This window comes from Pseudomonas sp. TZ252, assembly GCF_056110345.1.
This window is the reverse complement of sequence record NZ_CM148566.1, coordinates 3423111-3449438: the sequence shown is the minus strand read 5'-3', so window position 1 is coordinate 3449438 and position 26328 is coordinate 3423111. Positions and strand designations below refer to the sequence as shown.

The 26328-nt window shown below is 67.4% G+C and carries 22 protein-coding genes and 1 pseudogene; 11 read left to right on the top strand and 12 right to left on the bottom strand.

The window, feature by feature from the left end:
- Positions 1–42: 42 nt before the first annotated feature.
- From ACYAF3_RS15940 to ACYAF3_RS15915, 6 genes are all read left to right on the top strand, one after another.
- Positions 43–615 carry a DUF2796 domain-containing protein gene (locus tag ACYAF3_RS15940; protein WP_003105271.1) on the top strand — a complete coding sequence of 191 codons (573 nt, stop codon included), beginning with the start codon at positions 43–45 and terminating at the stop codon, positions 613–615.
- An 88-nt stretch (positions 616–703) separates the two neighbouring features.
- Complete coding sequence (locus tag ACYAF3_RS15935; RefSeq protein WP_003093325.1) at positions 704–1408, top strand: ABC transporter ATP-binding protein; 705 nt, start codon at positions 704–706, stop codon at positions 1406–1408.
- 2 nt (positions 1409–1410) lie between these two features.
- On the top strand, positions 1411–2676 hold the full coding sequence (locus ACYAF3_RS15930) for an ABC transporter permease (protein ID WP_033993402.1): 1266 nt from the start codon (positions 1411–1413) through the stop codon (positions 2674–2676).
- 17 nt (positions 2677–2693) lie between these two features.
- Complete coding sequence (locus ACYAF3_RS15925; RefSeq protein ID WP_003105266.1) at positions 2694–3212, top strand: DUF3299 domain-containing protein; 519 nt, start codon at positions 2694–2696, stop codon at positions 3210–3212.
- 147 nt (positions 3213–3359) lie between these two features.
- A complete protein-coding gene (gene oprG, locus ACYAF3_RS15920) occupies positions 3360–4058 on the top strand; it encodes an outer membrane protein OprG (protein ID WP_003093337.1) in 699 nt (232 codons plus the stop codon).
- Positions 4059–4141: 83 nt separating this feature from the next.
- Entirely contained in the window at positions 4142–4498 is a 357-nt protein-coding gene (locus tag ACYAF3_RS15915) for a SirB2 family protein (protein WP_003093338.1), read from the top strand.
- Here the strand turns inward: ACYAF3_RS15915 and ACYAF3_RS15910 are convergent, their stop codons facing one another.
- From ACYAF3_RS15910 to ACYAF3_RS15885, 6 genes are all read right to left on the bottom strand, one after another.
- Positions 4499–5428, bottom strand: coding sequence for an NAD-dependent epimerase/dehydratase family protein (locus ACYAF3_RS15910; protein ID WP_003093339.1), 930 nt, complete (start codon positions 5426–5428; stop codon positions 4499–4501).
- Positions 5421–6305 carry a dTDP-4-dehydrorhamnose reductase gene (locus tag ACYAF3_RS15905; RefSeq protein ID WP_003113045.1) on the bottom strand — a complete coding sequence of 295 codons (885 nt, stop codon included), beginning with the start codon at positions 6303–6305 and terminating at the stop codon, positions 5421–5423. The genes ACYAF3_RS15910 and ACYAF3_RS15905 overlap by 8 nt, the downstream gene beginning before the upstream one ends.
- Before the next feature lie 268 nt (positions 6306–6573).
- Entirely contained in the window at positions 6574–7524 is a 951-nt protein-coding gene (gene feaR / locus ACYAF3_RS15900) for a transcriptional regulator FeaR (protein ID WP_003093343.1), read from the bottom strand.
- 160 nt (positions 7525–7684) lie between these two features.
- Positions 7685–8263 carry a DUF3156 family protein gene (locus ACYAF3_RS15895; RefSeq protein WP_003132379.1) on the bottom strand — a complete coding sequence of 193 codons (579 nt, stop codon included), beginning with the start codon at positions 8261–8263 and terminating at the stop codon, positions 7685–7687.
- Positions 8238–9728: an APC family permease gene (locus ACYAF3_RS15890; RefSeq protein WP_121286078.1), complete on the bottom strand. Its 1491-nt coding sequence runs from the start codon at positions 9726–9728 to the stop codon at positions 8238–8240. Before ACYAF3_RS15890 ends, ACYAF3_RS15895 begins: the two co-directional genes overlap by 26 nt.
- A gap of 167 nt (positions 9729–9895) precedes the next feature.
- Entirely contained in the window at positions 9896–11383 is a 1488-nt protein-coding gene (locus ACYAF3_RS15885) for an aldehyde dehydrogenase family protein (protein WP_003118226.1), read from the bottom strand.
- 228 nt (positions 11384–11611) lie between these two features.
- Here ACYAF3_RS15885 and ACYAF3_RS15880 point away from each other — a divergent pair, with 228 nt between their 5' ends.
- Positions 11612–12280, top strand: a complete 669-nt coding sequence (locus ACYAF3_RS15880; RefSeq protein WP_003119119.1) for a helix-turn-helix transcriptional regulator — start codon at positions 11612–11614, stop codon at positions 12278–12280.
- Here the strand turns inward: ACYAF3_RS15880 and ACYAF3_RS15875 are convergent.
- Positions 12277–12573 (bottom strand): annotated as a pseudogene (locus tag ACYAF3_RS15875) (hypothetical protein); the annotation flags it as partial. The gene ACYAF3_RS15880 and the pseudogene ACYAF3_RS15875 overlap by 4 nt on opposite strands.
- A 132-nt stretch (positions 12574–12705) precedes the next feature.
- Here ACYAF3_RS15875 and ACYAF3_RS15870 point away from each other — a divergent pair.
- From ACYAF3_RS15870 to ACYAF3_RS15855, 4 genes are all read left to right on the top strand, one after another.
- The gene (locus tag ACYAF3_RS15870) at positions 12706–13080 is read left to right on the top strand and encodes a hypothetical protein (protein ID WP_003105252.1); all 375 of its coding nucleotides are present in this window, start codon (positions 12706–12708) and stop codon (positions 13078–13080) included.
- On the top strand, positions 13077–13283 hold the full coding sequence (locus ACYAF3_RS15865; protein ID WP_003093358.1) for a helix-turn-helix transcriptional regulator: 207 nt from the start codon (positions 13077–13079) through the stop codon (positions 13281–13283). Before ACYAF3_RS15870 ends, ACYAF3_RS15865 begins: the two co-directional genes overlap by 4 nt.
- 209 nt (positions 13284–13492) lie before the next feature.
- Entirely contained in the window at positions 13493–16468 is a 2976-nt protein-coding gene (locus tag ACYAF3_RS15860; protein ID WP_128669606.1) for a non-ribosomal peptide synthetase, read from the top strand.
- A 72-nt stretch (positions 16469–16540) separates the two neighbouring features.
- Positions 16541–17230 (top strand): SDR family oxidoreductase, encoded by a 690-nt coding sequence (locus ACYAF3_RS15855; RefSeq protein ID WP_003113039.1) that lies wholly within the window; start codon positions 16541–16543, stop codon positions 17228–17230.
- A 14-nt stretch (positions 17231–17244) separates the two neighbouring features.
- Here the strand turns inward: ACYAF3_RS15855 and ACYAF3_RS15850 are convergent, their stop codons facing one another.
- From ACYAF3_RS15850 to cupB3, 5 genes are all read right to left on the bottom strand, one after another.
- Complete coding sequence (locus tag ACYAF3_RS15850; RefSeq protein ID WP_003118222.1) at positions 17245–17889, bottom strand: response regulator; 645 nt, start codon at positions 17887–17889, stop codon at positions 17245–17247.
- A 644-nt stretch (positions 17890–18533) separates the two neighbouring features.
- Complete coding sequence (locus ACYAF3_RS15845; protein ID WP_003158814.1) at positions 18534–19679, bottom strand: fimbrial protein; 1146 nt, start codon at positions 19677–19679, stop codon at positions 18534–18536.
- A 99-nt stretch (positions 19680–19778) separates the two neighbouring features.
- Positions 19779–22835 (bottom strand): two-partner secretion domain-containing protein, encoded by a 3057-nt coding sequence (locus tag ACYAF3_RS15840; protein WP_003121947.1) that lies wholly within the window; start codon positions 22833–22835, stop codon positions 19779–19781.
- Between the two features lie 87 nt (positions 22836–22922).
- Positions 22923–23672, bottom strand: a complete 750-nt coding sequence (locus ACYAF3_RS15835; protein WP_003121946.1) for a fimbrial biogenesis chaperone — start codon at positions 23670–23672, stop codon at positions 22923–22925.
- Positions 23669–26137 (bottom strand): fimbrial biogenesis outer membrane usher protein CupB3, encoded by a 2469-nt coding sequence (gene cupB3 / locus ACYAF3_RS15830; RefSeq protein ID WP_015502350.1) that lies wholly within the window; start codon positions 26135–26137, stop codon positions 23669–23671. The genes ACYAF3_RS15835 and cupB3 overlap by 4 nt, the downstream gene beginning before the upstream one ends.
- Positions 26138–26328: the final 191 nt, after the last annotated feature.

Genomic DNA, 26328 nt, shown 5'->3' with positions numbered 1-26328 from the left:
TAACGTAACAAACTCTTTTCCTTCCTTGCCGGAGTCCCGTTCATGCGCCCACTGCTGTTAGCCCTCGTCTTGCTGCCGTTCGCCGCCCAGGCCCATGACGACCACGACCATGACCACGCCCATGGCAGCCTGGGCAAGCACGAGCACGGCGTCGCCCAGTTGAACGTGGCGCTGGACGGCAAGACCCTCGAACTGGAGCTGGACAGCCCGGCGATGAACCTGGTCGGTTTCGAACACGCCGCCAGCACCGACGCGGACAAGGCCGCCGTGGCCAAGGCCCGCGCGCAGCTGGAAAAACCGCTGGAGCTGTTCGCCCTGCCAGTCACCGCCGGCTGCTCGGTGGCCAGCCAGGAACTGCGGAGTCCGCTGTTCGGCGACAAGGCGCCGGCCCACGCGCACAAGGAGAAGGCAGGCCACGAACACGAACACGGTCATGCCGATATCCACGCCCATTACCAGCTCAGTTGCGAGAAGCCCGAGCTGCTCAAGCTGCTGACCCTCGCCGAGTTCTTCAAGCGCTTCCCCGCCACCCAGAAAATTCAGGTACAACTGATCGGTCCCGACGGCCAGAAAGGCGCCGACCTGGCTCCGGCCAGCGCCGAGCTGAAGCTGTAGGATCGTTCCGGAGGCGCCGCGAGGGATTCGGCGCGGCGCCCCTCCATCCATTCTCGAGGCTCCGGCGGAGCGTTCCGCCCCTACCCCCATGAGCGCACTGATCACCCTGACCAACCTCGGCTTCGCCTGGCCCGGCCAGGCGGAGTTGCTGGACATTCCCAGCTTCCATCTCGAACGCGGCGAGAGCCTGTTCCTCAAGGGGCCTTCCGGCAGCGGCAAGACCACCCTGCTCGGCCTCCTCGGCGGCGTGCAGAAGCCCGGCCGCGGCAGCATCCGCCTGCTCGGCGAGGACCTGGAAAAGCTGTCCGCCGCGCGCCGCGACCATTTCCGCGTCGACCACACCGGCTACATCTTCCAGCAGTTCAACCTGCTGCCATTCCTCTCGGTACGCGAGAACGTCGAGCTGCCCTGTCACTTTTCCGCGTTGCGCCGTCAGCGCGCCCGCGAACGCCACGGTAGCCCGGCGCAGGCCGCCAGCCATCTGCTCGGCCAGCTCGGCCTCGGCGGCGAACTGCACGAACGCCGCGCCGACAGCCTGTCCATCGGCCAGCAGCAGCGGGTCGCCGCCGCCCGCGCGCTGATCGGCCAGCCGGAGCTGGTGATCGCCGACGAGCCGACCTCGGCGCTCGACGCCGACAGCCGCGAGGCGTTTCTCCAGTTGCTCTTCGCCGAATGCCGCGAGGCCGGCGCCAGCCTGCTGTTCGTCAGCCACGACCAGAGCCTGGCCGGGCTGTTCGACCGCAGCCTGTCCCTTTCCGATCTCAACCGCGCCGCCCGGCCGGCAGGACTCTGAGCATGTATCTCTTCCGACTGGCACTGGCCAGCCTGGCCAACCGCCGCTTCACCGCCCTGCTGACGATCTTCGCCATCGCCCTCTCCGCCTGCCTGCTGCTGGCGGTGGAGCGGGTCCGCACCGAGGCCAAGGCCAGCTTCGCCAGTACCATCTCCGGAACCGACCTGGTCGTCGGCGCGCGCTCCGGCTCGGTGAACCTGCTGCTCTACTCGGTATTCCGCATCGGCAACGCGACCAACAACATCCGCTGGGACAGCTACCGGCACTTCGCCGAAAACCCGCGGGTGAAGTGGGCGATCCCGATCTCCCTCGGCGACTCGCACCGCGGCTACCGGGTAATGGGTACCGATGCCGGCTATTTCGAGCACTACCGCTACGGCCGCGGCCAGGAACTGCAACTGGCCGAGGGCCGCGCCTTCGGCCAGGACCTGTTCGACGTGGTGCTCGGCGCCGAGGTGGCCGAAGCCCTGCACTACAGGCTCGGCGAGAAGATCGTGCTGGCCCATGGGGTGAGCACGGTGAGCCTGGTCAAGCACGACGACAAGCCGTTCACCGTGGTCGGCATCCTCCAGCGCACCGGTACCCCGGTGGACCGCACCCTGCACATATCCCTCGCCGGCATGGAGGCGCTGCACGTCGACTGGCGCAACGGGGTGCCGGCGATGGGCGCCGGGCGCGTCAGTGCCGAGCAGGCGCGGCACATGGACCTGCAACCACAGGCGATCACCGCGTTCCTGGTCGGCCTGAAGAGCAAGGTGGCGACCTTCGCCCTGCAACGCGAGGTCAACGACTATCCCGGCGAACCGCTGATGGCGATCCTCCCCGGTGTCGCCCTGCAGGAACTGTGGGGCCTGATGGGCACCGCCGAGAAGGCACTGTTCGTGGTCTCGCTGTTCGTCGTCCTCACCGGCCTGATCGGCATGCTCACGGCGATCCTCACCAGCCTCAACGAGCGCCGCCGGGAGATGGCCATCCTGCGCTCGGTGGGCGCGCGCCCCTGGCACATCTTCGGCCTGCTGCTGGCCGAGGCCTTCAGCCTGGCGCTGGCCGGCGTCGCCCTCGGCCTGGGCCTGCTCTACCTCGGCATCGCCGCCAGCCAGGGCTACGTCCAGGCCAACTACGGCATCTACCTGCCGCTGGCCTGGCCGAGCGACTATGAGTGGAGCCTGCTCGGGGCTATCCTGGCGGCCGCCGTGCTGATCGGCTGCGTGCCGGCCTGGCGCGCCTACCGCCAGTCCCTGGCCGATGGCCTGTCGATCCGCCTATGACCCGGAGATATTCCCCGATGCTGCGCTCCCTGACCGTCCTCCTGCTGGCTTTCGCCCTGCTCCTGGGCAGTGCCGTGGCGCGCGCCGCGCCGCGCGAACTGACCTGGTCGCAACTGATCCCGGCCGGCGCCCCGCCCGCCCCGGCGCCGCTGCCGATCCACGACCTCGCCAACGCCCTCAGCGAAGCCGGTCCGGCGGCCAGCCAGCAGAGCCCCAACGCCCCGGTGGTGAAGGCACTGGACGGCATCGAGGCCAAGCTGCCGGGCTACATCGTGCCGCTGGAAATCAGCGAGGCCGGGCTGGTCACCGAGTTCCTCCTGGTCCCCTACTACGGCGCCTGCATCCACGTACCGCCGCCGCCGTCGAACCAGATCGTCTACGTGAAGACCGCCAAGGGCGTGCAGATGGACGAGTTGTATCAGCCATTCTGGGTCGAGGGCACCTTCAAGGTGGAGAACGCCAGCAGCGAGCTGGCGGCGGCCGGCTACCGCATGCAGGCGAGCAAGGTGACGCCCTACGAATACGAAGGTGGCTGAACGACATGCGACAATCCGCCGCGCCATTTACGTTGCGGCGGTCACATTTGCTCCTAGGATTGATTGAGCTGTGTCAAGGAAGGCAACTGTTAGCTGGCTGACCATTAGCAGCACCAACACTTTCTAATACAAGGAATGGAGCTCATCATGCGTAAGTCCTGGCTTACCGCTTCCCTGCTGGCCCTCACCGTCGCCTCCCCGTTCGCCGCTGCGGATATTCAAGGACACAAGGCCGGTGACTTCATCATCCGTGGCGGCTTCGCCACCGTCGATCCCGACGACAGCAGTTCCGACATCAAGCTGGACGGCGCCAAGCAGCGCGGTACCAAGGCGACTGTCGACAGCGACACCCAGCTCGGCCTGACCTTCACCTACATGTTCGCCGACAAGTGGGGCGTGGAACTGGTCGCCGCCACTCCGTTCAACCACCAGGTCGACGTCAAGGGCCTCGGCCCGGGCCTGGACGGCAAGCTGGCCGACATCAAGCAACTGCCGCCGACCCTGCTGCTCCAGTACTACCCCATGGGCGGTACCAACAGCGCCTTCCAGCCCTACGGCGGCCTGGGCGTGAACTACACCACCTTCTTCGACGAAGACCTCGCCAGCAACCGCAAGGCGCAGGGTTTCAGCAGCATGAAGCTGCAGGACTCCTGGGGCCTGGCCGGCGAACTGGGCTTCGACTACATGCTCAACGAGCACGCGCTGTTCAACATGGCCGTCTGGTACATGGACATCGATACCAAGGCCAGCATCAACGGCCCGAGCGCCCTGGGCGTGAACAAGACCAAGGTCGACGTGGACGTCGATCCGTGGGTCTACATGATCGGTTTCGGCTACAAGTTCTGAGTCGTAGACTGTCGCGGGGCTTGCGCCCCCAACGGGAAAAGGCGCCTTCGGGCGCCTTTTTTCATCCTGTGGAAACGGACCCCATGTACCTCTGGCTGAAGACCCTGCACATCACCTTCGCCCTCAGCAGCGCCGCCCTGTTCGTCTGGCGCCTGGCCTGGAACTGGTCGGGGCGCAAGGCCAGCGGCATCCGCCGCTGGGGACCGCATCTGGTGGACACCCTGCTGCTGCTCAGCGCGCTCGGCCTGGTGCACCTGGCGATGCCCTGGCCGCTGCCGCTCTGGCTGCTGGCGAAGCTGGGGCTGTTGCTGGGCTACATCGTCTGCGCGGCGTTCGCCCTGCGGATGGCGCGAGGCCCCGGCAAGGGCCTGCTCAGCGTCCTCAGCCTCACCCTGCTGGGCGGGATCTTCTACCTGGCGCTGAACAAGCCCTGGTGGTGATCAGCGGCCGAGCAGGCGCGCCAGGCCCACGCCCATCGGCGTCGGCTGGTCGAAGCGGAAACGCCGCAGCAGGCGCTCGTTGTTCGCCCGCGAATGCCTGATGTCACCGGCTCGCGCGTCGGCGTGGGTCACCGGCGGCAGGCCACCGAGCACCTGGCCGATCTCCGCCAGCAACTGCTTCAGGCTGATGCTGCGATTCAGGCCGACGTTCACCGCCCCGGGCTCCACCGCCGTCGCCTCCAGCGCCTGGACCAGGAAATCGACCAGGTCGGCGACGTAGATGAAGTCGCGGGTCTGCTCGCCGTCGCCGAACACGGTGATCGGCGTCCCCTTCAGGGCGCGCTCGGTGAATATGCTGATCACCCCGGAATAGGGCGAGGACGGGTCCTGGCGCGGCCCGTAGACGTTGAAGAAGCGGAAGATCGCCGGCTCCAGCCCATGCTGGCGGCGATAGAAATCGAGGTAGTACTCGCTGGCCAGCTTGTCCGACGCGTAGGGCGTCAGCGGCGACTTCGGGGTGTCTTCGTCGATCGCCGTGCCTTCGCCGTTCTGCCCGTAGACCGCTGCGCTGGAAGCGAACACCACGCGCTTCACGCCCTGCTCGCGCATCGCTTCGCAGAGGTTCAGGGTGGCGATGAAATTGCTCTGGTGGGTGGCGACCGGGTCGTCCACCGAGGCCTGTACCGAGGCGACCGCGGCCAGGTGGGCGACCGCCGCGCAGCCCTTCAGGGCGGCCGCCAGGGTCGCCGCGTCGGCGGCGTCGCCTTCGAGCAGCTCTACCCGTTCGTCGTCCAGGGGCAGGTTGTCGCGCTTGCCGGTGGACAGGTTGTCCAGCACACGCACGCGGTAGCCGCGCGCCAGCAGCGCGTCGGTCAGGTGGGAGCCGATGAAACCGGCGCCGCCAGTGATCAGGATGGGGCGTTCAAACATGCCTGTAGTACCTGTCCAATAGAGCCGGCAAACCTGCGCGCCAGGCGCGCGGCTTGATGCCGAAGGTGTGGAGGATCTTCTTGCAGACCATCACCGCGTGCTGCGGCTCGTCGAGCGCGTCCGGGCGCGCGGCATGGGCCTCCGCCGAAGGCTCCTGGATCAGGTTGGAGCGATAGGTACGCGCCTCGTTGAGGATCACCTGTCCCAGCGCCAGGGTGGTGGTCGCTTCCAGTCCGCCGTAGTGGTAGGTGCCCCACAGCGGCGCCTGGCAGTCGAGCTGCTTGAGCACCGAGAGCACCACCCGCGCGGCGTCGTCCACCGGCGTCGGGTTGCCGCGCCGGTCGTCGGCGAGGAACAGCGGCTGCGGTTGTTCGGCGCGGCTGAGGAAACGTCCCAGCAAGCCGTTCGGGCTTTCGTCCAGCAGCCAGCCGAAGCGGATCAGCACATGTCGCGGGCAGGCCGCGCGCACGCTCTGCTCCATGCGCCAGAGCGCCTGGCCACGCAGGCCCAGCGGAAGGGTCTCGTCCTTCTCGCTGTAGGCGGTGGCGCGGGCGCCGTCGAAGACCCGGTAGCTGGACGGCTGGACCAGCAGGATCTCGTAGTGCTGGCAGAGTTCCGCGAGGCGCTCGACGGCGCGCTCCTGGGCGCCCAGGCGCTCCGCCTCGACCTGCTCGGCCTGGAACCAGTCGTGGTAGAAGGCGAGGTTGATCACCGCGTCGGGGCGCGTTTCGTCCAGCAGGGTGGTGAGGCTGGCGGCATCCCAGCCCTGCTCGGGTGGTCTGGGCGCGAGGAAACCGATGTCTTCCTCCGCCCCTAGGCGGATCAGCGCCTGTCCAAGGGCATTACCGCCGCCCAAAAGCATCAGGCGCATTCGCATGGTGTAGGGGGGCACTCGAAATCTGATAGTGAATAGCGACGCGGCGCACGCCCCAAGGCAATGACATCCTGCGCCTCGCTGGCGACATGAAAGGTGCGGGCATCGGGTGCTGCTTGTCGCGGCAGGTACCCCGGACAGCGCCGCCGTTATTTTCATGCAACCTGACACGCCGCATTCTTGCTGTGCCTCCGGTGAAGCGTCAAGCATTCACCGGGCCAGCTCCGCCAGCGGCGCGGATCGGCGGGACGAATGGCAGCGCGCGGCGGCGTCAGGCCGGTAGCGCGCCGGCCCGATAGTCCTTGGGCGAAACCTCGAACTGCTTCTTGAACGCCCGGCTGAAATGCGCCGAGTCGCTGAAACCCCACTTGAAGGCGATGGAGGTGATCGATTCGCCGCGCAGCCGTGGGTTGCCGAGGTCGGCGGCGCTGCGGCTGAGGCGCTGGCGGAGAATGTAGCGGCAGACGCTGTCGCCCTGCTCCTCGAACAACCGGTACAACTGGCGCACCGAGATGCGCAGGCGGCCGGCGAGCATGTCCGGACTCAGGCGCGGCTCCTGCAGGGATTGCTCGATCAGGCGCTCCGCGTGCCGGCGCAGACTGTAGCCATAGAGCCCGGCCAGCGGTCCCTCCAATTCCTCGCCGGCGTGCTGTAGCGCCGGCCCGAGCAGGGCGATCAGCGCCTCCTGCAACGCCCCGCCCTCGTCCGCCACCGCCCACGGCTGCAGTTCTCCGGCGCACACCTGCTGCACCAGCAGGCCGAGCAGGCGACCGCTGGCGCAGTTCGGCGAGAGTTTGCCGAAGGCCCGCTGGCTGGGCGGCAGGTGCCGGCATACCTGGTCGCGGGAGAGATGGAACGAGGTGTGTTCGATGAGTCCGTGGGGAATGATCTCGCAGCCGCCCGCGGAGTCCATCAGCGCCATTTCCCCTGGCGCCAGCTCTATGCTGTCCCCACCCTGGCGCAGTTGCGCATGGCCGCTGCGCTGGACGACCAGGAAGCAGTGGCGGTCGTCGTCATGATCGGCATGGGTGGCCTGGCGGGCGATGCGCCCTGCGTTGGTGCGGATCTGCGCCAGCTCCAGGCCGCCGAGGTCCTGCCGCGAGATATCGCCGATGAACAGCGTCCGGTTCAGCGCGGGCTGCGACTCGAAGCGCCCGCAGACCTGGCGCAACGCCTGGTTCCAGGCTTCGAAGCTGTTGTGTGCGGAAGACAGGGTATGCACCGGGCACCTCCTGACGGCAACGGCCATCGTTATTGTTGTATGGCGCGGCAATTACCGAGCCACGCAGCGCTGCCGATATGATTAACATGTTATCGATATACCCACAAGCTAGCGCAAATGGACCGGCGGATACGCATCCGGGAGAGCCGGCAAGGGCCGTTCAGGCGGGAGAAAGCAGGCGCTGCAATTGGGCGAAGGCGCCCAGCAGGGCCAGGCGCTGCTCGGCGACCAGAGGGATGTAGCGGCGATAGGCGGGGAAGCGGTTGACCACCTCGCACGCCCCCAGGTGTTCCAGGCTCACGGTCCAGCCCCTGTCGTCGCGGCAGAGGCGCAAGCTCCGGAAGTCCAGCGGCATGAGTTGCTCCAGCAAGGCCCGGTCGCCCCCCTGCAAGGCCTCCCGCAACGGCTCGAGCCCGCTCCCGCTGCGCACCTTGCAAAGGATGCCGCGACGCCGCAAGCAACCGGCGTGACGCAGCTCCAGGCTGGCCGGCGGCCCCCCGGGCGCCGCCACGAACAGGCTGAACTCGGTGCTGACGATATGCATGAACAGGTGCGCCTGGACCCGCTCGCGAACCTCGAGGCTCAGCTCTTTCGTACGCAGCAACAGCCTGCCGTCCTGCGCCTCGCCGTCGCACGCAGCCAGGTTGCGCCGCACCAGGGCCAGGGTGGCTCCGGGGCGATAGGCGGCTGGCCGCCAGTCGCGCCAGTGACGCTCATACCAGCGCGCCCAGGCGGACATGCGCCCTCTCCCGCTGCTGCTGGTCCTCTTCGGCGAATTCCTTCTCCAGCACCTCTTCCACCGCCAGCGGACGGAACGGATTCACCCGCTGTACGCACAGGGTCCAGAACAGGGCGTAGGCGGCCGCCAGGCCGAGCATCAGGGCGAACGGCAGGTAGATGTCGACGGGGTTCATCCCCGGCGGCGTGATGTAGAACATCCCCAGCAGGATTCCGGCGCTGGAGAATAGCTGCGGCAACGGGAACAGCGGCGAGCGGTAGGCGCGCGGCAGGTCCGGGCGACGGATGCGCAGCAGCACCACGGAGAGGGTCACCAGCAGGTAGGCGGTGCCCCAGGCGCAGACCGCAGCCAGGACCAGGTGGATGATCCCTTCGCTGTCGCCGCCCAGCCACCAGGCGTGCAGGCAGGGAATCGCCGCTGCCACGGCGATGCACAGCAACGGTGTCTTGAAGCGCGGGTGCAGGTAGGTGAGGGCCTTCGGCAAGGCGCCATCCAGCGCCATCCCGTAGAGAATCCGCGGCAGGCCGGCCATCAGGGTGTTGATGGTGGCGGCCCCGGCGAACAGCAGGCCCACGCCCAGCCAGATGCGTCCGAACGGTCCCATCACCTGCTCGGCGAATCGCGGGATCGCCATCGGCGTCTCCAGCAGGTGCAGGCCGCCGCCGAGGTCGAGGTTTTCCACCTGCCGGCGCATCGCCGCGCCATAGAGGAACATGCAGCAGGCCACCCCGATCAACCCCAGGGCCATCGCCCGCGGCAGGGTCCGCGAAGCGTGGCGCACCTCCGGCGCCAGCGGCGTGACGAATTCGCAACCGACGAACATGAACATCGCCATGCCCACCAGCGACAGCAGGGTCGGCAGGTCGTCGCCGACCATCGAGGCCCCGAACCAGCCCTGCAACTCCACCGCGGGCAGGCGCAACAGGCCGGCCACGGCGAAGATCATCAGGGTGCTCCACATGCCGAAGGTGAGGATCACTTCGGCGCGACCGAAGGCGGTGATCCCCAGCGCATTCAGCAGGCCGAAGCAGAGCACCATGCCGACGCCCACCAGCCAGGCGCTGCCGCCCGGCTCGGTGAGGGTATTCAGCGACTCGAAGTTGACCAGCGCCATGGTGCCGCTGAGCATGGTCTCGGCGGTGCCGGCGAACACATGGACGATCAGGTAGGCCGACAGCGTGCCGGTGATCGCGAAGAAGCGCCCGAGGCCGCACGACAGGTAGTCGTAGACCGAGCCACGGGTCGGCAGCAGGCAGGCGGCCTCGGCGAAGGTGGTGGATTGCGCCAGCATCAGCAGCAGCGCCACCAGCATCGCCACGGCGAAGGTTCCGCCGCCCAGGCCGAAGCCGGTGGTGGCGGTGAGGATCACCGGGCTGGCCATGATCAACCCGACCGAACTGGCCAGGGCGGTGGGGAAACCAACCCGCCCGCGGAGCAGGTGCTGGGTGAGTCTGGAGTTGGACATCGACGTATCCTCGACGGCAGCGTTGCTGTTGTTGTTCTTGCGTCAGGCCCTGCGGGACGCGCCGGCGTCCCGTACGCTCCGCCGGCAGGCGAGGCGTGTCGAACAAAAGGCTGCCGCGGAGGGCAGCGAAAGAGCCGAACGAATCGGCTCCCCCCGATTCATCGATATCAGTAGGCGATGCACACCGACTTGTTCTCGGTGTACGCCTCGATCGCCGCATGGCCCATCTCGCGTCCGATGCCGGACTGCTTGAAGCCGCCGAACGGCATCGACGGGTCGAGCAGGTTGTGGGCGTTCACCCATACCGTGCCGGCCTTGATCCTGGGTACCAGGTCCATGACCTGGCGCAGGTCGTTGGACCAGATGCTCGCACCGAGCCCGTAGATGCTGTCGTTGGCCAGACGCACCGCTTCGTCGAGATCGTCGAAGGGCGTCGCCACCAGCACCGGCCCGAAGATTTCCTCGCGCACCACCTGCATCCCCGGGGTGACGTCGGCAAGGATCGTCGGCTGCACGTAGAACCCCGTCTCGCCCTGGCGCGCCCCGCCGCAGACCACGCTGGCGCCCTCAGCCACCCCGCTTTCGATCATCCCCAGCACCCGCTCCTGCTGCCTGGCCGAGACCAGCGGGTTGATCTGCGTGGTCGGATCCAGGCCGGGGCCGATGCTCAGGTCGCCGGCGATGGCCGCCAGGCGCTCCAGCACCTGGTCGAAACGCTTGCGCTGCACATAGAGGCGCGAACCAGCGGTGCAGACCTGCCCCTGGTTGAAGAAGATCGCGCCGGCGGAACCGGCGGCAGCCATGTCCAGGCTGGTGTCATCGAGGATGATCACCGGGGATTTGCCGCCGAGTTCGAGGGAAAAACGCGTCATGTTCTCCACCGCCGCATGCCCGATCAGCTTGCCCACCGGGGTCGAGCCGGTGAACGCCAGCTTGTCGATGCCCGGGTGCGCCGCCAGTGCCGCGCCGGCCTCGGCGCCCGTGCCGGTGACGATGTTCACCACCCCTGGTGGAATCCCCGCCTCCAGGCACAACTGGCCGAGGCGCAGGGCGGTCAGCGGGGTTTCGTCGGCCGGTTTGAGGACTACGGTGCAGCCGCAGGCCAGGGCCGGGACGATCTTCCAGATCGCCATCAGCAAGGGGAAATTCCACGGCACGATGGCTCCAACCACGCCCACCGGCTCCGGCACCGTGTAGGCCCGGTAGCGCGCGCCTGGGACCGCGGCGATCGACAGGTCGAGGCTGCGGCCCTCGATCTTGGTCGCCCAGCCGGCCATGTAGCGGATGAACTCGACCGAGGCGCCGACCTCCAGGGCCCGCGACAGGTTGATCGACTTACCGTTGTTCAGGGTCTCCAGCTGCGCCAGTTGCTCGCCATGCGCCTCGATCCGTTCCGCCAGTCGCAGCAGCAGGCGCTCGCGATCGGCCGGGCGCTGGCCTGCCCAGTTGCCTTCGAACGCACGCCGCGCGGCGGCGACCGCCCGATCGACGTCTTCGGCGCCGGCGCGGGCCACGCGCGCCAGCTCGGTACCGGTCGCCGGGTCGTACAGCGGCATGTCGGCGCCGGAACGCGCCGGCCCGGACTCGCCGTCGATCAGCAGGCCATGGGGACTGCGCAAGAAGGCGCTGACGGACGGGTCGATGGCAATACTCATGTGTGCTCCTCGGCTTGGCGACGGCGCTGCGTCATGCATGCGCCTACTACCCGGGAATACTCTGGACCCGCCGCTCCCCCGCTCGCTTGCTCCAGCCTGCCGGGTTTCTTGCCGCTGCCTGCCAAGCCAGGCAGAGAGAGACAAGACGGCGCGCCGGGGCATGGACATTCTGCCCGGCAGGCGGGACAGTGGACGTCCCGCCGCCTCGTCCCACGGGAGTCCCGCGCCATGCCTTCGACCCTGTCGCCCGACCTCGGCCCGCGCTGCATGCAGGCCTTCACCCAGGTGGTGCCGGCCAGCCTGTGCGTGTTCTATCGCATCGACGAGGATTGCCGCGCACACGATTTCCAGCTCCTGCGGATGCCGGCCGGCATGCACCGCGACTACCTGCGCCACTACCGCGACTACGATCCGCTGCAGCCGCGCCACTGCCTGGCCAGCGCTTCGCCGGTGGTGCCGCTGCGCCAGGGCATCGCCCGCCAGCCCGCGGAGGACAGCGCGCTGTACCAGGGCTTCCTGCGACGCCACGGGATCTGCGACGTGGTCGAGGTGCTGGCGCATGCGCATCAGCGTCCGGTCGCGGCCCTGTCGTTGCTGCGCGACGCCCGCCTAGGGGCCTTCTCCGACCAGGAGCTGCGACAGTTGCGCGCCCTGCATGGCCTGATGGAGCTGGCGGCGCAGGCATGCGCCACGCCAGCGGCCAGCGCCGAGCGCCTGCAAGGCCTGACGCCGAGGGAACGGGAGATCGCCCTGCTGCTGCGTGACGGCGTCAGCAACAAATGCCTGGCGCAGTGCCTCGGACTCGGCCTGCCGACGGTGAAGACCCACCTGCTCAACCTGTTCCGCAAGACCGGTGCGCGCAGCCGCACCGAGCTGGTGAAGCGACTCTTCCTCTAGCCGCGCGCGGCCTGGGGGTTGCGCGCCTCCAGCCAGAAGAGGAACTGCCGCACCGCCAGCGGCTCGCCGCTCTCGTGCAGGCCGCGCAGGCCCTTGCGGTGGCGCCTGAAGGAAAAACCGGGAAATACCCAGGGCAGGTTCAACAGGTACCAGGCCAGGGCGCCGACATCGGCGAAGTGCAACACCTCCCAACCTTCGCCGCCTGCCACCGGCGGCAACTCCGCGGCCTCCAGTTGGGCGCGGGCGAAACCCAGATTCCCGTGCGGTGCCTCCGGCGGCGGCGCCATTTCGCCATTCTCCCAGAGGCCGCCCGCTACCATCCCCGAGTCTACCCGCCAAGGCAAGTCCATGCAGATGTAAAGCTTGCTTGACAAAAAACAGCCTCCCGTCCAATGTAAAGCACCCTTTACACGGACGATTCAACCATGACCCACAAACGTTTCTTCCTCGAACTGCTTCTCGCGCTGGTCGGCTATGCCGCTGCCGTTCTGATCAGCGGCCAGTCGCTGGCGGGCACGGAACCGGGCGCCGGCCGGGTCTTCCTCGCCCTGCTGCCGGTGCCACCGATGGTCGCCCTGGCGCTGGTGGTGATCCGTTACCTGCGGCGCCTCGACGAAATGGCCCGGCGCATCCATCTCGAAGCCCTCGCCCTGGCCTTCGTCGGCACCGCCCTGCTCACCTTCACCTACGGTTTCCTCGAAACCACCGGCTTTCCGAAACTCTCGATGTTCTTCGTCTGGCCCCTGATGGGCGCGTTCTGGGTCATCGGCTGCGTCCTGGGACTGAGGCGCTACGCATGAGGAACCGCGTTCGCGAGTTGCGCGCGGAGCGCGGTTGGTCACAGGCGGAGCTGGCCGGAAAGCTGGAGGTATCGCGGCAGACGGTGAACGCCATCGAAACCGGCCGCTACGATCCAAGCCTGCCCTTGGCGTTCAAGCTCGCCCGGGTGTTCGGACTGGCCATAGAAGCGATCTTCGACGACCGGGAAGGCCAGTTGGACTGAGTCCGGTCCCGCTTCCGAAAACGTCCGGGGCGCCCCTGGCGACCCCGGCGGCAAGCCCCCCTTACCCTGTACCAAATGGCAGTTGCCGCATTTCCCCTCGGGGCTAGCCTTGGACCAGGCCTATCGCCAGCCTTCCCCCTGGTCCCCGCTCGATACGCTGAAAAACCACGGATAACGTCTTTTCCACCGGCAAGACAGGAGTCTCAGCCATGTCGAAAGATTCTGTTCTTGGCTTATTCAGGCAACACGCAGATACCCATCCCGAACGCCCCGCCCTCGTCGATCGCGAGCGCTCGTTCAGCTACCGCGAACTCGACCGGCTCAGCGACGGGCTGGCCGCCCACCTGGCCAGGCGCGGCGTCGCCCGGGGCGAGCTGCTGCCCCTGCTGGCCGAACGCTCGGCCGAACTGGTCATCGCCATCCTGGCGGCCGCCAAGTGCGCAGCGGCCTACGTACCGGTGGACCGTCGGCAACCCGACAGGCGCAAGCGGGAAGTCCTCCGCCAGTGCCAAGCCCCCTTGGCCCTCGCCACCCATGCCGAGGACCTGCCGGGGCAACCGGTGGAGGTCATCGCACAGGCGCTCGCGACGAGTGCGGCGGGTGCCGCGCCGAGACCGGCGCTCGACGGCAGCGAAGCGCTGTATGTGATCTTCACCTCGGGCACCACCGGCGAACCCAAGGGCGTGGTGATCGAGAGTCGCTCCCTGGCCAACCTCGTGGGCTGGCACAACCGGCGCTTCAATATGGATCAACGGAGCCGCACCACCCTGATGGCCGGCGTCGGCTTCGACGTTTCCCAATGGGAAATCTGGTCCACCCTGTGCGCAGGCGCCTGCCTCCACCTGGTGCCCGACGAGGTGCGCCCAGACCCGGCGGCGCTGCTGGCATTCTTCGCCGAGCAGCGGATCAGCCACGCCTTCGCGCCTACCGTGATGGTGCCCGCGCTGGCGGAGCAGCCCGCCCCGCCGTCGCTGGCGCTGCGCTACCTGTTCTGCGCCGGGGAAAAACTGCCGCCGGTCGCAACCGGCGGGCTGCCCTATACCGTGGTGGATTACTACGGCCCGACCGAGGCCACGGTCTTCGCCACCTGCCGCATCGTCGACGCCGAAGCACATCGGCGACCCGCCTCGATCGGCACGCCCATCGACGGCTGCGAGGCATTCATCCTCGACGCCGACGACCGGCCTTGCCATGGCGACCGACCCGGTGAACTGAACCTGGCGGGCGTCTGCCTGGCGCGCGAATACCTGCGCGACCCGGACATGACCGCCAGGCGCTTCCACTACTCGCAGGCACTGCGGCGCCGGCTCTATCGCACCGGCGACAAGGCCCGCTGGCTGGCCGACGGCAGCCTGCAGTTCCTCGGTCGGCTGGACGACCAGGTGAAGATCCGCGGCCACCGCGTCGAACTCGGCGACGTCGAAGCCGCGCTGCTGCGCCAGCCGGCGATCCATGGCGCGGTGGTGCTGGCGCATGCCGACCCACGCTGCGGTAGCCAGCAATTGAGCGCCTTCGTGGTCCCCCGCCAGCAGGACGGCGATGCCAGGGCCGTGCTCGCCGCCATCAAGACCGCACTGCGCCAGGAACTGCCCGACTACATGCTGCCCAGCCGCTACCTGTCGCTGGACAGCCTGCCGACCACGGTCAACGGCAAGATCGACCGCCAGGCCCTGCGTCGACACCTGGACGAACAATGCCAGGAACGACTCGACGAGCAACGCTTCGGCACCCCCGGCGAACTGCAAGTGGCCCTGTCCTGGCAGGAAGTGCTGGGGCATACCGACTTCGGCCTGGACGACAGCTTCTTCGAGGTCGGCGGCCATTCCCTGCTGGCCGCCGCCCTGGTGCGCGAATTGAGCCGACGCTTCGGCAACCGTGCCTACATCCACGACATCTACCGCACCCCGAGCGTGCGCCAACTGGCGGCCAGCCTGGCGCGGCGCGCCGGCGAAGCGCCGCCGGCGCTGGACAGCGAACCGGCCCAGGAGCTGCAACGGGACGTGCGCCTGCCCGCCGACGTGGATTTCAGCCGCCCCATGGACACCGCCCAATTGCTGGCGCCACGGCACATCCTGCTCACCGGCGCCAGCGGGCTGATGGGCGCCCACCTGCTCGCCGAGCTGCTGGCCAGCCGCGAGGCCGACCTGCATTGTCCGGTCCGTGCGCAAAACGACGCCCATGCCCTCGAACGCCTGCGCCAGGCCGCCCGGCAGCACCGCATCGAACTCGCCGAGACGGACTGGCGACGGGTCAGGGCCTACGCCGCCGACCTCGCAGAACCAGGTTTCGGACTACCGGCGGAAACCTATCGCGAGCTGGCCGGCAGCGTCGACCAGGTCTTCCATTCCGCCAGCGCGGTGAACTTCATCCAGCCATACAGCTACATGAAGCGCGACAACGTCGAGGGGCTCGGCCAGGTCCTGCGCTTCTGCGCCAGCGGCCGCTGCAAGCCGCTGATGCTGCTGTCGAGCATCTCGGTGTACAGCTGGGGCCACCTGCATACCGGCAAGCGCCTGATGCGCGAGGACGACGACATCGACCAGAACCTGCCGGCGGTGGTCACCGACATGGGCTACGTGCGCAGCAAATGGGTGATGGAAAAGATCGCCGACCTCGCCGCCGAACGCGGCCTGCCGCTGATGACCTTCCGCCTCGGCTACGCCACCTGCCACAGCCGTACCGGCGCCTACGCCGACTACCAGTGGTGGAGCCGGCTGGCGCGGACCTGCCTGGAGTACCGGGCCGTGCCGCTCCTGCGCGAGCTGCGCGAGGGCCTGACCACGGTGGACTACATGGTAGAGGCGATCAGCGTCATCGCCCGCCAGCCTTCGGCGCTGGGCAAGAAATTCAACCTGGTGCCGAGCATTCCGCGCTGCCTGACCCTGGACGAGTTCTTCGGCCGTCTCGGGCGACGCGCCGGGCGTCCCCTTCGGCAGATGCCGTTCGACGACTGGGTAAGTCTCTGGGAAGACAATCGCGACGCCCCGCTCTATCCCCTGCTGAGCATGTTCCGCGACAACATGTACGCCGGCCGCAGCACCGTCGAGTTGTACCAGGACACCTATCTCTGGGACTGCACCAACGTCGAGGAACACCTGCGCGGGAGCGCCGTGCGCGAGCCGGAGTTCGACGACCGCCTGCTCGACCTGTACCTCGCCGGCCTGGGCGGCAGCGCCATGCGGTAACGAGGTCGCCGCGGCGGTTACGCAGCGGGACGCGCTTGGGTATCCTGTCCGCTTTATCGCCCGGAGAACCTCATGCACAACGTTCTGATCGTCGGCGCCTCGCGCGGCATCGGCCTGGGACTGGCGGATGCCTTCCTGCAACGCGGCGCACAGGTATTCGCCGTCGCCCGGCGTCCGCAAGGCTCTCCCGGGCTACAGGCACTGGCGGAGCGGGCCGGGGAGCGCTTGCAAGCGGTGACCGGCGACCTCAACCAACACGATTGCGCCGAACGCATTGGCGAGATGCTGGGCGAGCGGCGGATCGATCGCCTGATCGTCAACGCCGGCATCTACGGCCCGCAGCAACAGGATGTGGCGGAAATCGACGCCGAGCAGACCGCCCAGCTATTCCTGACCAACGCCATCGCGCCGCTGCGCCTGGCCAGGGCACTGTCCGGACGGGTTAGCCGGGGTGGCGTGGTGGCGTTCATGAGTTCGCAGATGGCCAGCCTGGCGCTGGGCCTGTCGGCCACGATGCCGCTCTACGGCGCCAGCAAGGCGGCGCTGAACAGCCTGGTACGCAGTTGGGAGGGCGAGTTCGAGGAGTTGCCGTTCAGCCTGTTGCTCCTGCATCCCGGCTGGGTGCGTACCGAAATGGGCGGCGACAGCGCGCCGCTGAGCGTCGAGGAAAGCGCCGCCGGACTGGTCGCGGCGGTGGAGGATGCCGCGGGCGTGAATGCCTGTCGCTTCGTCGATTATCGGAACCAGCCGCTGCCCTGGTGAAGCGGGCCGATCCGTCAGGGCATCCGGCAATAGCCCTCGGCCGCATACCTGATGAGGTCGGCATCGCGCTTGATGCCGAGCTTCTTCATGGCACTGACCTTCTGCGTACTGATGGTCTGCACGCTGCGATGCGAGCGCTCGGCGATTTCGGTGATGGTCAGTCCGGAGCCGAACAGACGGACGATTTCCGCCTCCCGGGGCGTCAGCCGTTCGTTGTGCGAGGAAAGCACCTGGTTGACGAAGATGTCCCTGATCGACGGCGAGAAATACTGGTTTCGCGAATAGGCCGCGCTCACCGCCGCCAGCAGGTGACTGGTCGAGTCGGACTTGCTGAGGATGCAATTGATACCCTGCTTGAGAATGGCCCGGATAAGGCCCGGATTGTTCAGCATGGTAAAGACAACCAATTGCAGATGCGGATAACGTCGCCGCAGCAATGACAACAATGCCAGTCCATCGCCATATTTCCCGCCCGGCATCGTATAGTCGACGATAACGACATCGCAGTCGCCTTCGTTGAGCCGACCGATCAACTCGGTAGAATTGGAAACTTGACCGAGCATCTCCAAAGAACCGCACTGACTCAGTTCGTAGGAAATACCCAGCGAAATGGCGGGATGATCATCCGCAACCATTACGCGAATGCGATGTAGGGACATCCTTGCGTCTCCTTAAGCGGTACACGGCAGGCGAAAGCGTTACCAGGAAACCTGTGGTCTCGGTCATGCCTGCCGCAGGCAGGCGGCCGCCGCTCGGCCGGCAAGGAGGAAAGCGCGGTCCGGAATCCGCCGACGCCACTGCCCCGGTTCAAAGTGAACATGTGTATTTTCTAGTGAAACCGACGATATTTAATATAGTAAAACTACTATTTTTTCGCCTCGCAAACTAACAACAAAGACACTTGAAACAGCCCCCGAAAAACGTATACGTAGACACTTATGAAAAACGATGAAATACGAAACGGACAAGCCAGAGCAGCAAAAAATTTGAAAAAAGAGTTCCGTGACAAGCTGAAACTATCGCCTGGAAAATAGCGTTCTTTTATTTGCGCGAAATCCTACCGAGGAAACTTGCATATCCCTCAGAAAGCCTTCGCCCATACGCAATATCGGTATTCCGCGTGCGGGAATGGCATGTGCGCACGAGACCCAGGACGAGCAGCGGAGCGATATGCAGAGCGCCTTCGGCGATCTGCAACCACTGGAGGTGAGGGGCCGAGCCTTCGCGAGGGCTGGCGCGAAAGCGGCCGACGGCGCTTCCCGAGGCGGGGCGGGAAACGCCGGGGAAAGAACGGCGGCGCCGCTCAGGGGAAGGTAAACGTGAACTCGGCGGCGCCGTCGGCGACCCCGGCCTTCAATTCGCCCTCCGCGCCGATACGGATGTAGGCGGCACTCAGCGGGAGGTCGGCGCTGTCGCCGACACGCCGCATCGGGTAGGGCGTGCCGTCGAAACGTATCCGCTGCTGGTCCAGGCCGTTCTTCACGACGATGCCGAACCCCGCCGCGCCGCCGCTCTTCAAGCTGAGGATCGTCGGGTCCGCTTGCTGCGCCGAGACATACTTGTCGCGGAAAGCGATTTCCGGCTTGGCCAGCGCCGCACACTCGCTGAGAGAAATATCGAAGGAACGCTCCGTGGAGGTGTCGTTGACCCGCGGGAAGTTCTTCAACGCGACGCTACCCAGTTTGACGTTGATTTCCCGTCCCACCTCGACCTTGCATTTCTTCGGGATCGGCGGCGGCGGGGGACCGCCGCCGATCCCGATGGAGGCCGGGCCGATCAGCGAATAGGGCTTTCGGCAAACCCCGGTGGGGTAGTTGTCCGCAGGCACCGCCAGGACGCTGCCGATGGACGCTTCGCCCTTCAGCCTGTCCACCGCCCAGAGATTCAGGGTGGCGCTGCCGGATACGCTGGTTACCTTCAGGTCGCCGGCAGGCAACTCGCCGGGGTCGACCGTCAGGACCAGTTCCTGTAGGTAGTCGCTGGTCGTGCTTCCGGAAAAGCTCGTGACTCGCTTGTCCAGCGCATGGGGCTGGTTGTCGACCGGAATCACCCGCTTGACGCCGTCCTGGGCATCCACCGAGATCCGATAGCCGATGCCTTTGACGTCGGACGCCACCGTGCCGTAAGGCCCCGGAAAGCCCACCCCGGACCAGTTCCCCCCGATGACCAGCTCATGCGCCTCCTGGGAAGCCTGGGGCTTGTAGTTCAGGAACAGGCTCACCGGCCTGGCGAACAGCACCGTGCCTTTCGCCGTGCCGCTGGTCAGCTCGTTCACCACACGCCAGGGCAAGCCTTTGCCATTGCCGAACGAGCAGTTCAGGGCGACCTCGTTCAGGGCCCAGGCCTGGCCGCCGGTCAGGCAGCAGAGGCCGAGAACGAGCGCCTGCCGAGCCTGCGCGCCAGGCCGGCGGCGCAGGGAAACGCGGCCGGGAAATAACCTCATGCTCATGGAACTCTCCAAGATTGCGCCTGCGGAAGAGGGCCACACTCCAGGCGAGAGCGGCCCCGGCCGGGAAGGGAGGTCCGCCAGGGACCTCCCCTGCCGGCCTTACCAGATGTTGCCGTAGTCGATACCGGCAGGCGGCAGGAGCGCCGCCTCGCCGATCACGTAGTTGCCGCCCAGGACCCCATGGTTCTCGCCGACCTGCGCACCGTAGATCTGGCCGTAATGGGACTGAGGCTTGAAGTCGATCTTGCCGCTGACGCCGGAGTACTCGATCGATCCCAGGTTGACGCCGGCCAGCCCGCCCATGGAGACGTAGTAGTCGCCACTGACGGTGCCTTCCGACATGGACGAAACGATGCGTCCCTGGATCTGGTTCTCGCCGACCAGGCCGCCGATGCGGCTGCGCCCGCCGCTGTTGACGGTACTGCTGCTGCGCGCCGACAGGATCGAACCGGCGTTGCTGCCGACCAGGCCGCCAACCGACGCACTCGCAGCGGCGCTGACCCTGCCGCTGGCATCCACGTTGACCAGTTCGCCGCCGTTGTGGCCGACGAGCCCGCCCACCAGACTGTTGAACCCGCCGCTCACGTCGCCGCGCGAGATCGCATGGGCGACGGAACCGCCGAGGTTGTGTCCAATCAGCCCGCCGACGCGACTGTTGCTGCCGCCGCTGACCTTGCCCGTCGCCTCGGCGGTCTCGATGGCGCTCTGGCTATTGTTGCCGACCAGCCCGCCCAGATCCGCGCCGCCCTGGTCCGTGACGCTGCCGCTGGCTTTCAGGTTTCCGAGCATGCCGTTGCCTTCTGCCTTGCCGATCAGCCCGCCGGTCGCCAGGCCGCCCTTGCTGTACACCGACCCGCTCGCCTGCGAGCGGAATATCTCGCCGCCGGAACTCAGGCCGACCAGCCCGCCGGTATTCCCCGCGCCGCCGGCCTCCACCTGGCCGCTGGCGCTACTATCGGAGACGTGGCCGAACATGTTGTAGCCGACCAGGCCGCCGACGTTCAGGCCGGGCCGGTAGGTCTCGACCTTCCCCTGGCTGCCGGACGCCCTGATCGTGGCCTTCGCATTCAGTCCGACCAGGCCGCCGACGCCGCCCAGGCTGTTGCGCTCGGTGGACTGTGCAGCCACATGGACGTTGCTGTGGGCGTTCTCGATGACCGCCTCCGGCCCCCAGGCGGTGGTGAAGTTCTCCCCCACCAGACCGCCGACCGCCGTGCTCGCCGCATAACCGGTGACGCCGCCGCTGACGGATGCGTTCGCGATCTGCCCGCTGATATTGCGCCCGACCAGGCCGCCCAGTGCGTTGGAGCGCAGTCGGCTGCCGACGACCGAGACCCCGCTGGCGCTGACGTTGGCGATGCGGCCGCTGTTGATCCCGACCAGGGCGCCGAGCGAAGACGGTCCGGAGCCGTAGGTGTTATCGGATACCCGCAGGTTGTTCAGCTTCAGGTTGCTCAGGGTGCCCGAGGAGCGGGCGAACAGCCCGACATTCGGCCCGGTGTTGCTGATCGAGAGATTGCCGATGCTGTTGCCGAGACCGTCCAGGGTGCCGCTGAAAACGCCGGCGGGCCCGCCGATGGATTGCAGCGCCGTGCAGTAATAGCTGCCGCCCAGGATATTGCCGCCGAGCACGTACAGGCCGTCCAGGTTCTTGTTGATCGCCTGCAACTGCGCCAGGTTCTGCACCACCGTGTAGTAATAGCCACCGGAGACGTAGGTCGCGTTGGCCCCGGCCAGGGAGACCGACGCCGTGCCGTTCACCCGGTGGCCTTCGCCGGCATCCATGGCCAGCGCGCTGCCAGCCCCGCCGAGAACGATCTTGTCATTGATATCGATAGCGCCTTCGGCCTTCAGCTCCAGCCCAGCCTTGGCGCCACTGGCATTCAGCCTGCCATTCAACGTCAGGTCGGCCGCGGAGCCCAGCCCCAGCCGGTTGCCCGATGCCCAGCTCACCGAGCCGTCGAGGTCCAGGTCGCCCTTGGTCGAAACCAGTTCGATATTGGTGCTCGCCAGGTTCCGCGACAGGGTGTCGGCATGAACGGTGACGCCATCCGACACCGCCGACGGGCGCACGTCGATCTTGTCGGCGGCAATCTTCCAGGTGCCGTTGAGGCCATTGCTGGCGAGCGTGTTCACCTGGGTGCCCAGGGCCACTTCCACCGCCTGCCCCCGGACCTCGACCGTGCCGCCGTGCCCCGGACCTTTCAGCGCATTGGCGGACAAGGCGCCTCCCACCATGACCTTGCCGTCCGGGCCGCCATCGAGCACGATCCGCCCGTTCTTGCCGCGCAGCGAACGGGCCTCGATGGCACCCTGGGAGTTCACCACCGTGTTGAGCAGCGCATTGGCGGTCCTGGCCGCCATCAGGACTCGCCCCCCGTCGGCCTTGAGCAGGCCGCCGTTGCTTGCCAGCGCATTGGCGACCCCGGCGTCGACGCGGATGTCGAGCAGCTTGTTGCCGTCGAAATTCAGCGTCAGGTCGCTGCCCGCGCCGAGCCCGACACCGCCCATCTGCGCCAGGACCGTCCCGCGGTTGTCGACCTGCGCGCCCAGCAGGGCGATGCTGCCGCCTTCTGCCGCGGTGATGGCGCCCCCGTGGTTGAGGACACCGTTGGTAGAGGGACCCGTGAAACGGTATCTGGAGGAGTTGCCGTTGAACTCGGCATCCGTGATGTCCAGCGTGGAAGCCACCAGGCCGCCGACATTGACCTGGGCACCGCGACCGAAGAGCACGCCGTTGGGGTTGACCAGGAAGACCTGGCCGTTGGCATCGATCCGACCCTGGATATCGCTGGCCTTGGTGCCGATCACCCGATTCAGGGCGATCGAGCTACTGCTCGGCTGGTTGAAGATCACCCGCTCGCCGGCGGCAACGCTGAAAGAATCCCAGTTGGCGATGAGCTTGTCGACCTTCTGGTTGACCGACAGGCTGTTGCCGCCCGACAGGTGTATCTCCCCGTTCGCGCTCCCGCCGACCACCGTTCCCCCGCTTGGCAGCGCATAGGCCGGAGCCAGGGCCGTGGCGCCCAGCAGGGCCAGGGCGGAGGCGATCGCCGCCTTGGCGCCGGCGGGCTTGCCGCGCCTGCGACTGCCTTCGCTGACGACGTTCCAGCAGCCCTGGGATACGTTCCAGACCAGTGCATAGCATTTGTTCATGTGCTTCCTTCCTCCAGTGAAACCCCGCGACCTATTCGCAGGGCCGTGCTACGGCAGGAGCCCAACTCCCCGGGCCCTGCCGAACTCCTACGGGTATCTCTCTGCCGGCGCGTCGCCGCGCTCGATCTGGCCGTCATCCCCCACCGCATCGAAATGGACCCGCGCCGCCTCGCCGGGCACGGCCGGCAGACTCAACGGGGTAAGGGCGAAAGGCGGCAGGGTGACGCTGCCGAGGGACATGGCGAGGTCGCCCTCGCCCAGCTCCAGGCGCACCAGGGAAACGTGATAGGGACTGCGGTTGTCCGCCTCCAGCAGCGCCCGCTGCCCCGGCCGTACCGCCGGACGCAGGCGCCAGACGACCTGGCGCGCGGCGGCTCGCGGATCGCCGGCCAGACCCTGCGGACGGAACAGGAGCTTCATCCGCAGGCGGTAGCTCACCAGCAGCAGGTTGCCGCTGCCGTCCTCCCGCCCCGGCACCTCCAGCAGGTTGACCCAGAACAGCGATTCCCGGTCGTCCGGCAGCGGCTCGCCGGTATGGCGAAGCTGGAGCGCCTGGGTCTCCTGCGGGTCCATACGCAACAGCGGCGGCGACAGGATGAACGGCACCGTGACAGCGCTCGGGTCCGCCGTCTCGTCGCCGCGATCGAGCCAGGCCTGGACCAGGGCCGGGCGCGTCCCGACGTTACCGACGCGAATCGTCAGCGCGGAAACGCCCGCCGGATAGATGAAACGGGTCCCGATCACGGACAGCGAGGCGGAGGCATCGGCCACCAGCGCCACCAGCGCCACCAGCAGGACCCAGGCCGTGCCGCATCGTCCCAGGCCGACGCCGGTCACAGCGTGCGCTCCCGGTCGGCGGCCGACGCCGGGCGACATGCCAGTTGCAGGACGGGAGGCGTCGTCTCGCGCGGGCCCAGCGCATAGTCGACCAGGCACTGCTGCTGCGGCTCGTTGCCCCAGCGCACCCGAACCGAGCCGCGATCCTGCTCGACCCGCAGCACCAGGCGGCTGCCCTGGCCGACGGCGCCCACCGACTGCCCGCTATGGGCATCAAGCACTTCCGCGGCGAACGGCAGGGGCTCGCCGCTGGGCATCCGGCTATCCACCAGCAAGGGCCTTGCCACCCGCGTCGGATAGTCGAGGCGCACCACCGCTCCGGCGGTGGGCGCCACGTTGCGCGAACTGGACCTCAGTTCGATCTCGTCGGCCATGCCGTTGGGGTCGAGGTCGACGCTGTTCAACTGGTAGGGCAGCAGGTTGGGAATCACCGCATAGCCGTGGCGGTCGATCCGGCTTCCAGAGTAGCCGGCAGCCGCGCCCCTGGCATTTGGCGCGTGGACCAGGCCGATCGTCTCGCCCAGGGTTTGTGCCGCGGTGATCCCGCCGCTGTGCGCGACCAGGCCCCCCGCGGCCTTGACCGACAACTGCCGATAGCCCGGTCCCTGCGAGAGGCTGGAGCCGAGTTCGACCTGCGGCAGTCGATAGTCGAGGCTGGCGCTCTTCGAGGTCTGCCGGCTGTCGCGGTCATGGGAGGCCGACAGCGAGTAGGAGGCCTCGCCACGCTTGCCCAGCATGCCGGAAACCCCGCTGGTGAGCTGGGTTCCGCTGTTGCTGTCGCGGGTCAGGTAGCTGCTCAGGGTCGGCGACCCGCGTCCCGCGCCGCCCAGCGGAATGGACAGGTTCAGGCTGAACAGCGTGCTGGTCTCGCCGCGCTTGTCACCGCTGGAAAAGCCTTCGTAGTGGCTGCGCAGGCGTTGCGCGGAAATGGAGTAACTGACGTCGCGCCACTGGTTGCTGTAGCCGACGGAGAAGTTGACCGCCCGCCCGCCGCCGCTCCAGTAGCGCTGCGAGGAGCCGTTCAGGTACAGGTTGCCGCCGTTGCCCAGTTGCTGGCTGATGTTGGCGTCGAGACGGTTGCGCAAGCGCGAGAACGACTCCAGCGGCTCGCCTCGCTCTACCCGGTCCTGCATGAAGGCCGCGTCGCGCAGGCCGAGATAGCCACCGGTGGAGTAACGATAGGCGAGCAGCGAAAAGTTGGTGCCGGTGTTCGGCAGGTTCTTACTGTAGGCGAGACGGTAGCTGGAGCCGCTAAGGCGGTCGTCGCCGGGAACCTCGGTACGCGCCAGCGTCACGTCACCGGAGAATCCGCCCACCGGCGTGTTCAGCGCCGCGCCCATCAATCCGGACATGTAGCTGCCGGTGAAGGCCCCGCCCGCGTATGCGGTGACGTCGTTGCCCAGGCCGCGCTGGTAGACGCCCTGCAGCATGTTCGGCCGACGCTCCAGGCTGGGATCGTTGAGCCGCCCGGCCGTCAGGCTGTAGCGCGTGGTTCCGGGGCGCAGCAGTTGCACGGTGGTGGCGAACGGCACGATGAAACTGCGGACTTCCCCGCTGGCTTCGGTCACCCGCACTTCCAGGTCCCCGCCATAGCTGGCGGTCTGCAGTTCGTCGAGAGCGAACGCCCCGGGTGCCACCGTGGTTTCGTAGATGAGGTAGCCGCGCTGGTAGACCGATACCCGCGCATTGGTACTGGCGGTCCCACGGACCACCGGAGCGTAGTAGCGCAGCGAATCCGGCAGCATCCGGTCATCGCTGGAAAGCTGCACTCCACGGAAGGACACCGCATCGAAGAACTCGCTGCTGGTGGAGTTTTCTCCCAGCAATAACTGCGCACGCCAGGCCGGCAGGTCGGTCTGCACATAGGTTGCGCTACGCTGGTAATGGCTGCCCATGCGGCGCGACCAGGTGGCCGTGCCGTTGTGGCGCAGGCGCGCCCGCCCGAAATTGAAGCCGGCGTTCATCCCGGCATAGCCGCTGGTGGCGCTCCTGCCGTGGTTTTCCCTGACGTGGAGATTGCTGTTGTAGTTGAGCAAGGCGGCGGAAATGCCGCTGTCCCAGCTCGCCGGATCGACATAGGTCTTCGAAGAATCCAGGCTCAGGTAATAGCTGGGCACCGAGACATAGACCGACTGCTCGGCGATATCGAGCTTGACCCGGGCCCCCGGCACATAGCGCTCGAGCGGGTCGCAGTGCAAACCTTCGGGCAGAGGATCGCGAGCCGAGGAACGGTCCTGGCCACGCGCGCTCTTCTCCAGGTCGATGCCCGCCCGCTCCAGCAGGCCCCGGTCGTAGCAGAAGACCGCGCTTTCCCGCCCCGGCTGGCGGCGCAGCTCGACTTCCTCGACGCCACGCCATCGGCTGTTGAGCAGCAGGTCGAGGCGATAGCGGCCTGGCTCGATGACGTCGCCGCGCTCGAAACGCGACGTATCGATCGAGCGTCCGCCCGGCCCCAGGGCCAGCATCTGCGCGTCGAAGACGATCCGCCGCGACGGTGCGTCCAACCCACCGGCCGGTGACGCAACGGCCGCCGCGGGCGCCTGCGGCTGTTTCGCCGGTGCTCCCGTCCTGGCCTCCTTCGCCTTCGCCCCGGCTACGCCGGCGGCGCCGACGGAGGACCAGGACTGGCAGGAGGACAGCGAAGGAAACAGTGCCA